At 67.3% G+C, this 15,216-nt stretch carries 8 protein-coding genes; all 8 read right to left on the bottom strand.

Going from position 1 to position 15,216, the window contains the following annotated elements:
* Positions 1-150: 150 nt before the first annotated feature.
* Positions 151-3,396, bottom strand: coding sequence for a TM0106 family RecB-like putative nuclease (locus ACI781_RS14620; RefSeq protein WP_456566840.1), 3,246 nt, complete (start codon positions 3,394-3,396; stop codon positions 151-153).
* A 1,522-nt stretch (positions 3,397-4,918) separates the two neighbouring features.
* Positions 4,919-5,965, bottom strand: coding sequence for an HNH endonuclease (locus ACI781_RS14615; protein WP_456566839.1), 1,047 nt, complete (start codon positions 5,963-5,965; stop codon positions 4,919-4,921).
* On the bottom strand, positions 5,859-7,589 hold the full coding sequence (locus ACI781_RS14610; RefSeq protein ID WP_456566838.1) for a hypothetical protein: 1,731 nt from the start codon (positions 7,587-7,589) through the stop codon (positions 5,859-5,861). The genes ACI781_RS14615 and ACI781_RS14610 overlap by 107 nt, the downstream gene beginning before the upstream one ends.
* Before the next feature lie 893 nt (positions 7,590-8,482).
* Complete coding sequence (locus ACI781_RS14605; RefSeq protein WP_456566837.1) at positions 8,483-9,934, bottom strand: DNA phosphorothioation-associated putative methyltransferase; 1,452 nt, start codon at positions 9,932-9,934, stop codon at positions 8,483-8,485.
* Positions 9,931-10,332 carry a DNA sulfur modification protein DndE gene (dndE, locus tag ACI781_RS14600; RefSeq protein ID WP_456566836.1) on the bottom strand — a complete coding sequence of 134 codons (402 nt, stop codon included), beginning with the start codon at positions 10,330-10,332 and terminating at the stop codon, positions 9,931-9,933. Before dndE ends, ACI781_RS14605 begins: the two co-directional genes overlap by 4 nt.
* Complete coding sequence (gene dndD, locus ACI781_RS14595) at positions 10,329-12,299, bottom strand: DNA sulfur modification protein DndD (RefSeq protein ID WP_456566835.1); 1,971 nt, start codon at positions 12,297-12,299, stop codon at positions 10,329-10,331. The genes dndE and dndD overlap by 4 nt, the downstream gene beginning before the upstream one ends.
* Entirely contained in the window at positions 12,296-13,984 is a 1,689-nt protein-coding gene (dndC, locus tag ACI781_RS14590) for a DNA phosphorothioation system sulfurtransferase DndC (RefSeq protein ID WP_456566834.1), read from the bottom strand. The genes dndD and dndC overlap by 4 nt, the downstream gene beginning before the upstream one ends.
* Positions 13,981-15,120 carry a DNA sulfur modification protein DndB gene (gene dndB / locus ACI781_RS14585; protein WP_456566833.1) on the bottom strand — a complete coding sequence of 380 codons (1,140 nt, stop codon included), beginning with the start codon at positions 15,118-15,120 and terminating at the stop codon, positions 13,981-13,983. Before dndB ends, dndC begins: the two co-directional genes overlap by 4 nt.
* Positions 15,121-15,216: the final 96 nt, after the last annotated feature.

The raw sequence follows: 15,216 nt of genomic DNA, 5'->3' as shown, positions 1-15,216 counted from the left end.
TCCGGACCGGTCGCTGATCCCTGCTCGTCGACCGCCGTCACCCGAGGAGATGAGACGCGCGATCGGAACGCGTGTGCGCCCGCCGCACCCCGCGGAGGTGACGCCCGTGAGGAGCACCAACGCCGGCGCCGGCCTCGTCGGGCATCCAGCTCACCCGACGACGGTCGCCATCTCGACGAGTCGACACAGCGCGTTGACCTGCCGCAGCTGCTCCGGCGTCCGCACTGCGGCGTCCAGCAGCTCCTCGCTCATCACCACGACCGCCAGCGCCTTGGCGCGTGAGACGGCGACGTTGAGCCGGTTCAGGTCGTAGAGGAACGAGACGCCGCGCGGGGCGTCCTCGGCGCTGGTCGAGGTCATCGAGTAGACGACGACCGGCGCCTCCTGCCCCTGGAACTTGTCCACGGTCCCGACCCGGGCACCGTCGGGCAGCAGCCCGCGGATGCGCGCCACCTGGTTGTTGTACGGCGCGACGACGAGCACGTCGTCCGGCCCGATCCGCGACGTCGCGCCTTCCGCGTCGACCCATCCGGTGCCCTGCAGCGAACGCCACAGCTCCGCGACGGCCTCGGCCTCGTCGTCCGACGCCGCCGCTGCCGGCCGCGTGTGCTCGACGAACCGGACGGCGAGACCACTCGCCCAGCCGTCGACGGCGATCCGCTCGCGACCGGCCGCCGACTCCAGCCGCCCCTCGTACGCCAGGTCGGAGACGAACGCGGTCAGCGCCGGGTGCATCCGGTAGGTGCGGTCGAGGAAGACCCCTCGCCCGGGCGGCACGGTCGGGTGCCCCTCCAGCAGGTGCTCCAGCGCCGACAGCCCCGACTGCCCCGGGTGCACGGCCTGCGTCGGCTGGGCCAGCTGCTGCGGGTCGCCGAGGAGCACGAGCGACGTCGCCGATCGCGCGACGGCGACGGCGTTGGCCAGCGAGAACTGCCCGGCCTCGTCGATGACCAGCACGTCGACGGCCTCGGCGAGGTCCGGCCGGCACCAGAACCACGACGTCCCGCCGACCAGCGTCGCCGAGCCGTCGAGCAGCCGGGACGCGACGTCCGCGGAGTCCTTCGACCACTCCACGCCCGGCGCCCCGCAGGCCTGGTGCTCGTCGCACTTCTGCAGCGCCGGCCGGCCGACGGCGCGCAGCACGTTGCCGATCACCGCGTGCGAGGTCGCCGTGACGCCGACCTTCTTGCCCGCGTCGAGCAGCTCGCGGATCAGCCGGGACGCCGCCCGCGTCTTGCCGCTGCCCGGCGGCCCCTGCACGGCGAGCACCTGCCCGTCGAGCGCCGCACCCAGCCGGACGACGGCGTCGCCCGCCTCCTCCCCCGGCAGCCGGCGGCAGTCGGCGGGGACGACCCGGTCGAGCAGGGCCTGCGGCAGGCACGGCCGGCCGGCGAGGACGTCGTCGGCGGTGGCGGCGATCGACTCGCGCATCGGCTTGTCGTCCAGCGGACCTTCGGGTCCGAGCCCGCGGGCGGACGGCTCCTTGGTGCTCTTGACGACCACCCGCCCGGCGACCGGGTTGATCTCGCGGACCTCGCCGACCCGCGCCCGGGTGTCGACGTCGAACGCCTTCGACCCGACCGAGAGTTTGGTGTCCTGCGCCGGAAAGGTCAGCGCGTAGAGCTTGCTGCGCTTCTCGGCGCCGATCTCGACGGCGGGGCTCAGCCCGCCGAGCGCCGTCCGGTCCTCGACGAGCTGCTCGTCCTCCAGCTCGCCGCGGCTGAGGAACTCCCACCAGCCGGGCCGGGCCTCGCGGCGGTGCCACTGCACGAGGTCGCCCAGCAGTGCGTGGCCGGCGGTCTGCAGCCGGTCGACCAGGGCGAGCTCGGCGACCTCGGCGTCCGACCGCGGGGCGGGGGCGTCGAGCTCGGACAGCATCGGGCGGGGCAGCTCGCCGTGCTCGGCCGCCAGCTCGGCGCGCTGGGTCTCCAGCCAGTCGTGCAGCTCGCGGGTGGAGTCGACGTCGTCCTTGTTGTAGTCCTCGATGGCCTGCAGCCGGGCCGGGTCGCGGTCGGCGAGCCACTTCTCGTACTCGACGACGCTGGACATCGCGTCGGCGACGTCGCCGGTGTGCTCGCGCCCGTAGAACGCCTCGACCTTCTTGATTGAGTAGGACTCCTTGCTGATCCGCATTCCCTGGCGGACGACGGGATAGAGGTCGACGAACCGCTCGGCGCGCAGCAGCTGGTCGAGCTCCGCCTCGCGGACGCCGTACCGGCCGGTGAGCCGCTTGAGCGCACTGACCTCGTAGGCGGCGTAGTGGTAGACGTGCATGCCGGGGTCTTCTCGCCAGGCCGCGATCACTCGGTCGACGAGGTCGGCCACCATCCGGCGTTCCTCGACAGCGTCGTGCGCCCACAGCGCGGTGAAGGCGCCCGTGCGGTCGCCGAGGCCGGCGAGGTACTCCAGGCCGGCGCCGTCGCCGGAGAGCGGGTCGCCCTCGAAGTCGAGGTAGAGGTCGCCGGGGCTGGGCGCAGGCAACCGGAGCAGGCCCTGCATGGGCGTCGGGTCGAGCAGGGTGCGGGTGGGGGCGCCGGCCTGGCGGCCGCGGAGCTGCTCGCGGGCCTGGTCGCGCAGCCGCTCGCGGGTCCCGCGGCTGATGCCGGTGGCCTTGAGGGTGTCGTCGTCGGCGTGCGCGAGCTGCTCCAGGGTGGCGACGCCGGCCTCGCGCAGGGCGGCGCGGTGGTCGCGGCGCATGCCGGCGACGAGGCTGAGGTCGTCGGCGGTGCGCAGCTCGTCGGCGCAGCGCGGCTGCCAGGAGCAGCGGTCGCAGTGCGCGATGGGGACGGGCCCGGTGGTGGACGGCGAGGCGACGAAGCCCTCGAGCCGGGCGCGGGCACGGCGGGCGTAGGCGGCGACATCGACCAGCCGCCAGGGACGGGACTCGCCGTCGCCGGTGATGACGCAGATCCGCTCGGCCTCGCGGCCCTGCAGGGTGGCGAGCCGGTCGGCGTAGGTGGCCATCTGCAGCAGCGCCGGCACCTTGATCCGGCGGGCGAGTTTTGCGTCGGCGACCTCGTAGGACCAGTCCCCGAGGTCGGACGGCGTGGGGGTCTTCAGGAGGAAGTCGGCCTGGCCGCCCCAGGTGCCGTCGAAGAGCGTTGCCTGGTGGACGACGTCCACGCCGGCCCGCATCGCCTCGAGCGTGGCGGCCTCGGTGCGCTGCCCCTGGAGGCGGACGACGTTCAGCCCCTGCTCCTCCAGCGACTCCAGGTAGCGCAGCTCGTGGGCGATGCCGAGGTCGGCGACGACCATCGTCTGGTCACCGGGGCCCGCGGCGAGCGGCTGCAGGTTCCCGCCGGCCACCGCGAGGTTGAGCGTCGTGAGGTGATGGCACTCCTGGTGCCGGGTCAGGTCGCTAGGGCTGAGGACCAGCCGTCCGTCGAGGCGGTACACGGCTCAGCGCTCCCGCGTCGGTCGAACGGCGGCAGGCAGGGCAAAGTGCAGCAAGCGGTCCCCCGTGGTGCGGCGTTCAGAGAGCCCTCTAAGGCTCGCACGGACAGCGCTGTCTCGGAATTTCCCGCGCCACTTTGGGCGCTGCAGGCGCGGACAGTGTCACGGTTCGCTGGCCGACCAAGGAAGCCAGTAGTGGCGACCGGCCGCCGGATGCCCGCTGAGCTCAAGATGCCCTGCCGCACCGGACCACCTTCACCGCAGCGCACTAGCTGACGCCTCACGAGCACAGTGTCGCGTCCTTCGGCCTCGTCATGTGCCCTATCGCGACACTGACCCCAGCACTCGAGCAACCGGGTGTTGCGGGCGGCGGCGCAGCAGCTACCGCTCGCCTATTTTATCGGCGTGACGAAGGCGTCTATCAGGCACACTTTGCTGTCTGCTTGGGCAACCTGCGTACCGCCACACTTGCCTGTCTGATCGCCACCGACAAGACGCAGAGGCTTCAACCTTGATCCTGCGTCTTGCAGGGCCTCATCGAGGCTGCGACGGAGAACTCCTGACACCAGGCCAAGCGATTCGACCTCAAAGTTTCTGCAGGCTATTCCGCCTACAGGGCCGCAATCCACAGTAATACCGTTCTTGCCAGGCCCCTCCGGAGCCGTCGTCGCTCGAGAGCTCACATCAGAGTGGACTTTCGATGCCGACCCACACACGCCAGTTGACAGAGCCCCATGAGGCGGCGCAACGCTCATACCCGCTGCGCAACCTGGCCGGACGCGTGGGGCCAGGCGAAGCCCCGCTGACCGAGTCAGCATTGTCTGCCAAGCCCAACGACGTGCGGCATGCTGCGGCGGGCGCACGGCAGGGGGAGGCAGCGGTCGCGAAGCGGCCGGCGGTAAACTTCGAGTCATAGCCGCGGTCGATCGACAAGGCTGCGAATTGGCAGGATGGCGTCAACCGAAGCAGCGGCGCGACGTCGTTAGGGTTGCCGCTGGCGAGAGCTGACTGCCGGCGGCAGAACGGCGCCGTCGCAAATGAGGTGGTGCTTTCAGCCAGCTCGGGCAAAGGCGGCCGGGACGGACTGACGTGAGCACCCTTTACTTACGCTCACGAGTAAGCCGCCGATGCACAGACGTCCGGGCTCAGCTCGCCGCGGACTCGCAGATGAGGCAGCAGCTGCTCTGCAGGGCGGCTCAAACGACGGCCTCAGACGCGATCCTGCGCTTCCCGCCAACAAGCAGCCTCTGCGCAGAAACCAGCGAGAGGGCCGATCACCACAGCCGATGCCAGTCAGGAGCGCGAACACGGTGCAGCCGAGCGCGGCCTCATAATTGACCGCCCGGCGACCGGGATGCTGCTATGGGCGGGCCTGACCGGAGGCAGCACTGGAGCGAAGCCCTCCTCACATCCGGTCAGGGACGAAATCCTCGATCACGTCCCCAACGGTCACCACCACCGCGAGGCACGCAAACGTTCTTTGGAAGCGAAGTTCAAGGAGCGACATTCGGTTCCACTCGCTGTTTCAGCGAGGCATGAGCTGCTTAGACGCAACAAGACGAACATCCCGTAAAGGGTCATGGTCCCGACAGACCACCATTAAGTTGGCGGGATTCGGAGCGCCGTGAATGTGTCGTGGCGCAACCGTGAGCTCGTCGGAGGACGTCCTAGCGGCGCAGCCGCTTGGGTGCTCACACCGCCCCCGCATCGCCAGGAACCGAACAACCCAAAACGGCTGAGGCACACTGACCCAACCGAGCGTCGGGTGTTTACGAATCCGCGGGGTTCCCTCAGCGTCGTACAAGAGGGCGCGGCTCGACTTCGCCCGATTGCACCACCCGCAGGCAAGACGCAAGTTGTGCAAGAAGCTAGACCCGCCCGAGGAATGCGCCACTACATGTTCAACCTCGATACGGAGGTCAAAAAGCTTGACGCCGCGAGACTTGTAAAAATCGACGAACGGCGGAATCCACGGCTCCGCGTCGCTTCCCTCGCCAAGAAATGCCGCGCGAGCCCAGGCACTAAACTCGGCACCGCACACCCAGCACCGAGGGTAGAGCTCCCAAAGGAAGAGCCGAGTTTCTCGGTCGGCAACGACGCGTCGACCCACTTTTAGCCGGTCGATCTGTCGCCAGAGTAGTTTTGCGAACCGACTCGCGAGTTGGACTCGCTCGTCGGCTGGCAATTGACCCGCATCGACTGCCAGCGCGTCACTCACGCGCTTATAGAGGTGCGCATACTGCTGACCGCCCTCCAGATAGGGCAGAGGATCAGCGAGCCCTTCGAGAAACCAACGAGCCCACAGGTGATTTACATCGCCGCGCAACAACCAGTCGGTTACCCCGCCTAGGCTCGCTGGCGCGATTTTTGCAGCGAGATCTCGAACACCACCCTCATCCCATACCAATGAATCCGTCTCCAGCGCCGACTCAATAAAGTCGCCGAGCGCGCGGTCCACGAGGTGACTAACTCGCCTTCTGGTGCCGGAAGGTGCGAAGATCAGGCAGCTGCTGAGGATCCTTTCGGTACTGCACCCACAAGTAGGCCCACTGCGCTCGCGTACCAGGAGCATCCTTCTTGACTCCAGCGAGCTTCCAGTCGCGCGAGAAGTACGACGTTTTGACTTCCTCGAGCCACTCGTTCACCCACTTCGTGACGTCTTCGAGGTCATTAATGCTGCGCTTAGTATCGGTCATGTACTGGAAAAAATCAGCTGCAAGTATTGTTAGACTGATCTTGTTGAAGAGATTAGACGACCTGGGCGACCCCCAGTAGTTTCCCGCATCCTTGTCGTCGGTTGTCGCCAGTCGATCTCGCACGGCCGTCCAGAAGGCGATGAAGACTTCGCGCCATGGCCCGTCTTGACGACTCCAGTACTCAAGTTTGGACTGCCCATCCGGGGCGCCAGCAACAATCCCGGACGCATCGAGCTGGCTCCGGCGCCATTTGTCAGCGTAGTCATTCTTTTCGCCAAATAGGCGCCCCCCCTTCAACTCTCTGAAGATCTTAACAAGGGACCCGAGCACATTCCACTGAAGCAGGTCCGGACGCCCCTCGTTGGCGAGACCCTTCTCGACAAGATCTCTGAAGGGACTGTCAGGATGCCGCGTTAGGTATGCGATAGCTTGAGAATCTTCAAGCGGAATTCCTGCCGACTCAAGCCGTTCGGAGACTCGTTCGAGCTCTTCCGCCGACAGACTTGTTGCGACGATTGTTCCCAGCAGGGCTGGCTTGATTGGCGTGGCCTTCTGGTTGACCACGACGAACTGGAAGACATGCTCGGCAGGAGAAGACTCCATCAGCATCGAAACTGGTAACAGACGCGCTTCCCGTCGTCGCAGTTCGTCAACAACTTCATCGACATCCCGTTCGGCATTAATCGCAGCCTCAACCTCAGGCTGCAACGCCTCGGAGTTTACTGCCTGCTCGGCAGCCAACATCGCACCGCGAAGTCGGTGCTGGCCGTCCACTACTACTACTGGTTGGAGGTAGGAGATCATTGCCTCCTTCGAGAAGCCAAGAAAATCATCATCGTCGAAGGCGCTACCCGACTCCTCCAACAGCTGTATGCGTGCCGCTACCTCCTCCCAGAAGTCTGCAATGTGCGTTTCCCCCGAGAAGAGCACAGACGTCGCGGGCTGCTCCGCCTCGCCACCATCCGAAGACTCAGTAGGGAGAGACGCTCCGTCATCGTCATGATCATCGACCCCAGCCGGTGCAGTCACAACACCGTGACTCAGATTCGCGCGCTCTTTAAGACGAGCAACCTTCGCATCATCGATTCTCACACTGGCGAGGTCGGGCAGTCGCTGCTCAAGAGCGGCGCGCACTCGTCGCAACAATTCAACAAGTGGCAGTACTGTCAGATCTTCCCATTCGACAGTAAGCAACCCAACTGAGGTACCAGAGTCGTCAGTAGTCGTCTCGAACGTGACACGACTCGAGTCTCGACTCGCACAAAGCAGCGGGTTTTGGATAACGTTATTCTTGTTACTAAAAAAGGCGGCAAGCTCCTCGAGCCGCTTGGGACTCTCCTCACGCTGAAAGCCGATCGCTTCAGTGTTCGACCCGAGGCGCTCACGCTGGGGGACGCCCGACCACTCGTCGATGTCGGTGGCCGGCGCGGCAAAGAGGACAAGATCGCCCGACTCAGTGGTTTGCCGCAGTCGGACGGCACTGTACGTGCGCTTGGGCATCGACTCTCCCTGATCATGTGCACAACCGGCATCGGCGTCCGCTCGAAGCGGGCCGATCCTATGTGGGGACGGGGACAGAACTCGCAGATGGGGCGCGGTTGGCGCGCCGGGACCGCTGCGAAGTGGGAGGGACTGCCTGAGCTGGGGGCGGAGGGCTGACCGGGGCTGCTGCTCTTTCGGTTGACACTCACTCGGCGGGATCTTCTCTGGCAGAGGCGCTGTCGCTGTGTCCAAGAGGTTGCCCGCCGGATATCAAGCGTCGTGTCGTCCGGGACGATCGCCGCGATGACCTGGGTCCGGCTGAGGTCGCTGCCGACTTCGACATCTCGGTGTAGTTGGTACGCCGTGCGCCAGGCCGACATCAACGGTGGCGTCGTCGCTGGGCGTAGCAGCGCCGGGCGGAACGAGCTGGCGCAGCTGCGCCGCAAGAAGCGGCTGGTTGAGATGGAGAGCGAGAGCCTCCGTCAAGACGCGGCCTAATTCACGGCTGCCGCCTCACCCGCTGCGGCCGACCTGCGGGGTCCCGGGTCCATCGCCCCAGGCCTACTACGACGCCTGGCTGGCCGCTCCAGTGCGCTGGCGCGATCGTGAGGACGGCATGCCTAACCAATGCGGCATCGACGCCCATGACGACAACTCAGCTTGCGGCTGCCGGCCCTTCATCGACGAAGTCGCTGTCGCCGTAGCTGGCGAACGGCGCGCCTGGCGGCTCGGCTTGCAGCAAAGCTGCGGTCGACCACCGTGCGCAGGGTCGCCGAGATACGGGCAAGATTCCTGGCCCGGCGGTGCACGACCATCATGTGCAACGGAACCTCACCGCCCAGCGCCCGCACCAGGTCCAGGCCCAGGTCACGAGCACCCAACCGCCGAGGGCAAGCTCTACCGCTGCGCCATCAAGGGCGCCGACGCACCAACCGATGGCCTTTCACGGTAACCCCGGCCTGCGCCAGCACCGCCTCCCAGCCGGCTCGCGCGCCGATGCGTGCGGGATCGGCGTAGAGACCTTTGCGGTGCTCCGCCTTGGACAAGCGGGCATAAAGCTCGCGGCGAGGGTCGTCCGGCGAGACAAACTCCTCCTTGCGGTGCAGTAGCGGCGGATTGGTGACCTGGCGGTAGTCCCGCCAGTCAACGGTCAGCTTCCAGAGATTGACCGTCACGGCTATGGCCAGCGTCGGGTGAGCGTCCCGCTCGAACGTCGGGTACGACAGGAAGGACACTTGGGGCTGCGTCACCGACAGCTTGATCAGGTTGGCATCCTCGACGGTCCCGGCGAGCACGCGGGCACAGCCCTCATAGACCTGCAGCACCGGCGGCAGGTGCCGAAGTGCGTCGCGGTGTATATAGAGCGCACTCGGGGTCTGCTTGCCGACGCGGGTACTACGTGCCGCAACCAGCACGATCGCCGGATCGCCGCACGCCAGCAGCAGCCGATCCGCCTGCGCGCAGGCGTCCTGGTACGTGCCGAACAGCGTGCGGATGTCCGTAGCAAGGGTGAGCGGCAGCTGGCCGAAGCGGGGCCGCCGCCCAAAGCGGGATAGGGCGATGTAGATGAGCAGTTCGGCCCGCCGCTGAATCGTCACTTGCTGCCAGAATTCGGCACTTGTCACCTGTTGGAGCAGACGCACCGCCCGACCGAGGCTGCCGCATGCGTCCTGAACGCCAGCGGCGTCGCCCTCCGCGAGTTCGCCCGCTCGCGGGGGCCGGGCATGGGTCGTCATGAAGGCTAGTAGCGGTGCCAGCCGCTCCCGCTGGGCTTCGTAGACGGCATGGGGATCGACCTCGAGCCGCGGCCGGTACGTACGCACCCGAGTTGCCAAGAAACCCTGGGCGTCGGCCGGTTCGCGGAACACGTAGAAGATGCCCGGCGCGGCGGCGAGCGGCGCCACGCCAAGGACGTCCTGAATCCAGCGCGCCAACTCGGACTGCTCGAAAAACTTCTGGAAAGTGCCGGTCCGGGTTAGCAGCCCGTCCCCAAGCGGCCGCCCAACCAAATCCCGAGCATCCCAGCGCATCCGGGCGCTGACGATGAGCACCCGCTGCGTGAGCGACCAGGCGCTTCGGAGACAGCTGGCGCGCTCCGCCTGATCCTCGATGACATTGACGACATAACCGAGGTTGACGACATCCGCTGACGCCCGGTCACTCGCCGGCCGGTGGACCGGATCCCAGCCCTCGGCGCGGTAGCCGGCCACCTGCAGGTGTCGCAGGTCGTCACCGCGCCCGCTGCCGTAGTCGAAGACGCTGAGCGACGGGTCAAGCAGCTCGTCAGCCAGGGCGGTCGCCAGCGGGCGGGACAGCCGACCGCGGGCCATGGCTGTCCGGTGGCGGGCGACCGCCGGCATCATGCGGCTGGCGCCTCAATCAGGGCCACACTGGCCAACCCGGCCGCATCGGTCACCCGCGGATCGCCGACCAGGTAGCCGATGCCGCGGTGCAGATGAAGCCTAAACTGCTGCGCCACTGTCTCCTCATCCAAGCCGAGGCCATCGATATGGCAGCGATAGCGGAGGAGCGCCCAGAGGGCATCGCCGTACTCGCCGGCGAACACCCGCCAGGTCATCTCGACGTTGCTGTCGAACGCCAGCTTGGTCGCGGGCGGCACCGTCGGCTCAGCCAGCGACCGGCACAGCGCCCAACGGCAGAGCACGTTCCAATGCGTGATACCCGTCCGGCGCTTCAGCGTGATGAGCTGGTCGCGGGCCGTCTGAGACAAGCGAATGTGTTCAAGGGCCACGAAACTCACTCCCAGAAGTAGCCGGACTCGACGGTGGTCGCGTTAGTCCCCGAATCGAACAGCAGCCGGTAGCTACGGCCAATATGTCGAGCCAGTCGTGCGTAGGCGGCCTCGTCGATCTCGGTGTCCGTCGACAGCAGGATCACCTGGTGGCTGGCGTAAGGGAAGTAGCGCTCAAGCAGGTGCGCGCGGTGCGAGCCGTCGAGCCGACCCAGTGGCGTGTCGATGACCACCGGCAGCGGCTGGCCGGCCGCTCGAGCCAGACCCCAAAGCAAGGCGACTGCCAGGAGTTGCCGTTCCCCAGCGGACAACTCATAGGCCAACAACCGCTGCCCGTCGGCGCCCGTCAGCTGAACGGTGTGCGTTCGGGCGTCGATGTCGACACGGGTGATGAGACCGGACTTGCGCATCAACCGGCCGAGCGCCTCAAGAATGAGATCCCCGATGCCGTCGAGGTGCCGGCGCACCGCCGCCTCGCGCAAACGTTCAAGCGTCGCCTGCACGCGGTCCACGTGATCGACGAGCCGCCGCCCGTCGTCGGCGACCAGCCCCGCCTGCGTCGCCTTGGTCAGCGCCGCTTCGTAGGCGGCATCGACGCGGGCGCGCTCCTGCCGCAGGAAGGCCAACTGGTCCTCCAGCTGCGCCAGCCGCGCGCCGGCCCGCGTGGCATCAGCCTGGGCTGCGTCGCGCGCTCGAAGCAGCGGCGCTAGTGATTCGGCATCCGGGATGGCGACAACGACCCGGTCGGCCTGGTCGAGCTCGGCCCGCACCTCCCGCTGATGCCGCACCAGGCTGGCGAGTCGGCGCTGCGCTGTCGGCAAGGTAGCGGCGGCCAGCTGCTCGACGGCAGCGGCTTCCCCGAGACCCGTGACGTTGATGACGTCGGCTGCGTTGGCGCGGGCCTGGCGGTCGGCGGCCAGGTACTGCTCGATCGACCGCACCGCGCTCTCGGCCACGTCGTTCCGCAGGCGGGCCAGTACGACGGCATCCCGTTCGGTCACCGCGGCGGTCACGATGCGCTCGCGGGCAGCGGTTGCCTCGGCCTGGGCTTGCGCCACGACCCGCGCCAGTAGTGTGCTCACCTGAAGCAGCGGAGCGGCCTCGGCCAACTCGGCGCGCAGCTCCTCCTCATACGAAGTCAGCTGGGCGCGCAGCAGGCTGGCGCGCGCTTCGGCCACTTCGCGCTGATCCAGCAGTTCCCCGCCCGCCGCCCGGTAGCGCTCGGTCAGCTCGAAGGCCCGCTTGTCGGCCTGCTCCCTTTCGCTCCGCGCTGCCGCGGCGGCTTCGACCGCCCGCTCTTCGGCCTGCCGGGCATGGGTGACCGCCAGCCACCGTTCGTCAACGGCCTGCCTCAGCTCGTCCGGCACGTGCTGCGTACGGTGCCGCCGCTTGACGACTGCCAAATCGGTCGTCAACCGGTCGACTAGGTCGAGACCGAGCAGGGCCGCCAAGGCCGAGGCCAGCACCTCGCGCGACCGCTCCATATCGGCCAGTGCCTCGATTTGCTCGCCGTCGAAGAAGAACAGGCCGGCGATGCCCCGGGGCAGAAACGTCTCGACGTAGTCGCTCCACGTCGCAGTCAGCGCGCTGTCGTGCCGGCCATCAACCGAGACAAGCAGGATCTCGCGCAGCGACTTGCCGGTGCTCTTCCAGCTGCGCCGGATCCGGTAGTGCCGTTCCGCGCCCTGCTGGTGGGCATGGAAAGCCAGCTCAATGGCGGCGCCGTCGGTGTGCGGCACTCCCCGGTGAATCAGGCTTCGCAGGTAGTTGTCGTAGCTGCCGGTCCGGCGACCGGACACCGGGGCGAGCGACCCGTACAGGGCCAGATGAATGGCCTCGAGCACCGTCGTTTTGCCAGCGCCGTTGAGACCACCGATCAGGACCACCGGCTTGTGCTTCGACGGTGGCGTCAACTCGATGGCATGTCGGCCGGCGAACGTACCGACGTTGTGCAGGACGAGCTCGTCGAGGATCACGGCGCGACCTGCGGCGCGGTCGGCCGAACGTAGCCGTCGGCCAGGTCGAGTGGATCCGGTTCATCGCCCTGATCGTCCGGGCGTTCCATGGCCGCCTTGGGGGGGGGGGGGGGGGGGGGGGGGGGGGGGGGGGGGGGGGGCGGGGGGCGCCGCGGGGGGGGCCGGCGGGGGGGGGCGCGGGCCGCGGGCCCCCGCGGGGGGGGGGGGGCGGGGGGGGGGGGGGGCGGGGGGGGGGGGGGGGCGCGGGGCCCCCGGCGCCGCCCCCCCCCCCCCCCCGCGTCCGCCTCGTCGTCGTAGAAGCCACGACGTAGCGCCTTCTCAAGCGACTCGAACAGCCCCGACCGGCGGGCCTGGGCCCGGTGCCGCTGCTCGATGTCCAGCAGCTCCCGCACCAGCTCGAAGTGCAGCCGGTCCTCGCCGGCTACACCTTCCAGCACCTCCACCATGGCCGGACCCAGCGGCAGGTGCTCATCCAGCGGTCGCCCGGGGTAGGGCGTTCCCACTGCTGCCTCGTAGATGGCGGGCAGCCGGTCTTCGAACTCGTGCTTCTCCACCACCCACAGCCGGCGAATTTCCTCCAGCTCGGCCAGCGTTACCAGCTCCAACTGCCGCACGTACTCCGGCCCGTTCGCGCGGATCCAGGCCTGTGCCTCCAGCAGCCGCTGCAGCCAGCGTTCGCGGGACGCCTGGGTGTACGGGCCGGGAATCGGCTTGTCGTGGAAGAGCTGCACCGAGCCGTTCATCCGCCGGAAGTCACGCAAGTGGCGGTCATCCGCCACATCGAGCTCGTTGCGGAGTTCAAGGAGTGGCAGCATCCACTCCTTCTCCTCGTCGTTCTGGATCATGGCCGACATCGACTTGTCTTTATCGACCAACGTGCAGGTCCAGCAGCCAAACCGGCTGTCGCCGCAGCTCGGCGTACTGGAATCCACCACCAGTGGGCACTCGCCGTCGGCCGAGGCCCCTTGGTACATCGTGAGCAGTTCCTTGTTGGAATAACCCCAACAGTTCTTCACCTGCATCAAGAAGGTCCAGACGTCATCGTTCGACCAGTCCTCGACCGGCGAGTAAACGAGACAGTTCGGCAGCGAGTCATTGGGGCTCAGCAGGTCGCGGACACGGCGCGACTCCAGCGCCGTCATACGGTGCGAGCGACCGGCCGACTCCGCCTTCCGGGTGCCGAGCACGAGAATCGCCTCGCCGTGCGACTGGACCATCTCGCGGATGAAGCTGTTCGACGGCTTGATCTTTAGCCGCTCGGTGCACCAGCGGAATTTCGGGCGCGGGGCCGGGTAGCCGCGGCCGATCAGGTTGACCCAAAAGGTGTCGGCGACGGCCGGGGTCAAGCGGTGCGGCGTCAGCGGCAAGTCATCGCGGAGGGCTGCCTCGGCCATGACGTCGAGCGAGTGCGTCACCCAGGCGGCAACCACCGGATTCTCGACCAGGGTGTCCGTGCTGATGACGTGCACCGGCTTCGTCCGCTGCTCCGGGGCCAGCCCGGCCAGGGCGAGCCAGACCAGCTGCAGCACGGCGGTTGAGTCCTTACCACCGGAGTAGCCGACGACCCACGGCACGCTGTCGGCGAGGTACAGCTGCTGCGTCTGCGCGACCAGGCTGTCCACCGTGGCGGCGAAGCCGCTGTCATCAAAGGCGGAACGGGGTCGGATGGGCAGGCTGCGGGTCATGATTCTCCTCGGCGGAAAGCGTCTTCGGCCCGCCGCTCCTCCGGCGGCAGCGGCATGCCTAAAGCAGTGCGGATAGCAGCGGTGGTGAGGAGCACGTTGGCCCGGCTCTTCGAGACCTTCCCGCCAAGTACGGCCCGGCCCTCCCACGTGGTGCTGCCGCGGTGCCAGTCGAGCTGTTGCAGGCCACGGATCCGCTTCTCCCAGTTAGCTCGGCTCTTGCTGGCGCGCAGCAGACTGTTACCAACATTGCCAAGAGCGTGAAGGACAATGCCGTGACTGTGGATGAAGTCGCGCCGGATCTCCCCGGCACTGAGCTCGCGGCTGTGCACCATCGCCCATTCCGGGAATTGTTCGGCAACCACTTCCCAGTAGGCAGTGGCGAGATCGACGCGGCGTTCCAGCGAGGGCAGTTCCAGCCCGTCTAGTAGCGCCCGGTTAGCGTTGTAGAAAGCCGATAGCGTGAACAGCTTGCGCGACCGCGTCGAGAGGTTACTGGTCTCCGTCTCGGTCAGGTCGTTGAAGAGCGGCGACTGAAAGACGACCAGACGCGAGATGGCCGACATCTCATCGCGGTGGTCGTACAGCACTCCGATGGACTTTGCCGGTCGAATGGCGTGCCGATTAAGGTCAGCGAACATCTGCTGCGACCGCTTGAGCCCCACGTCCAGAAACATGACGATGGCAATACTTTCATCACCCAGCTCAGGATTCTCAACAAGCGCCTGCTGGATACCGGCCCGACGGTGCTGGCCGTCGTTGATGACGAAGGTGGCCGACATCGGGATGGTGAGCGAGCCAAGTCGCTCGCCTCCACCGCCGTCAACATCGAAGGGTTCAAAGCGGACGTCGGCATTCACCGATGCCGTCAAGGCTGAAAAGATGTAACTCGTGGGGTTGTCGAGGATGTATCGAGCAATCTCCGGCACGCGTGCCTTGTTGAGGCTCCGCTGCGCACGCATCTCCGGAGTCAGTTCTTCCTCGTCGAAGACAAACAGTCGGGGAATGAGGCGCAGCGGGCACATCGTGACGTAGTATTCGCGTCCGGCCTGGACGCCACGAATGGCTGGAAAGACGTACTCGAAGGCTGACGCCCGTGGCCGCGACGGGGCCGCCGCGGCGGCGCGTGGTGCTGCCATGATCCGGTGTCTACCCTTCGTGCTGTACGGACGCAAGGATCCGTACAGCGCCTCGGCGTGTCCTAACGTTCGTCGTCCGGCTGACGTACCGTCTCG

The sequence above is a fragment of the Blastococcus sp. SYSU D00695 genome, assembly GCF_054050555.1.
The sequence above is the reverse complement of the archived record's forward strand: the minus strand, read 5'-3'. Positions and strand labels throughout refer to the sequence as shown.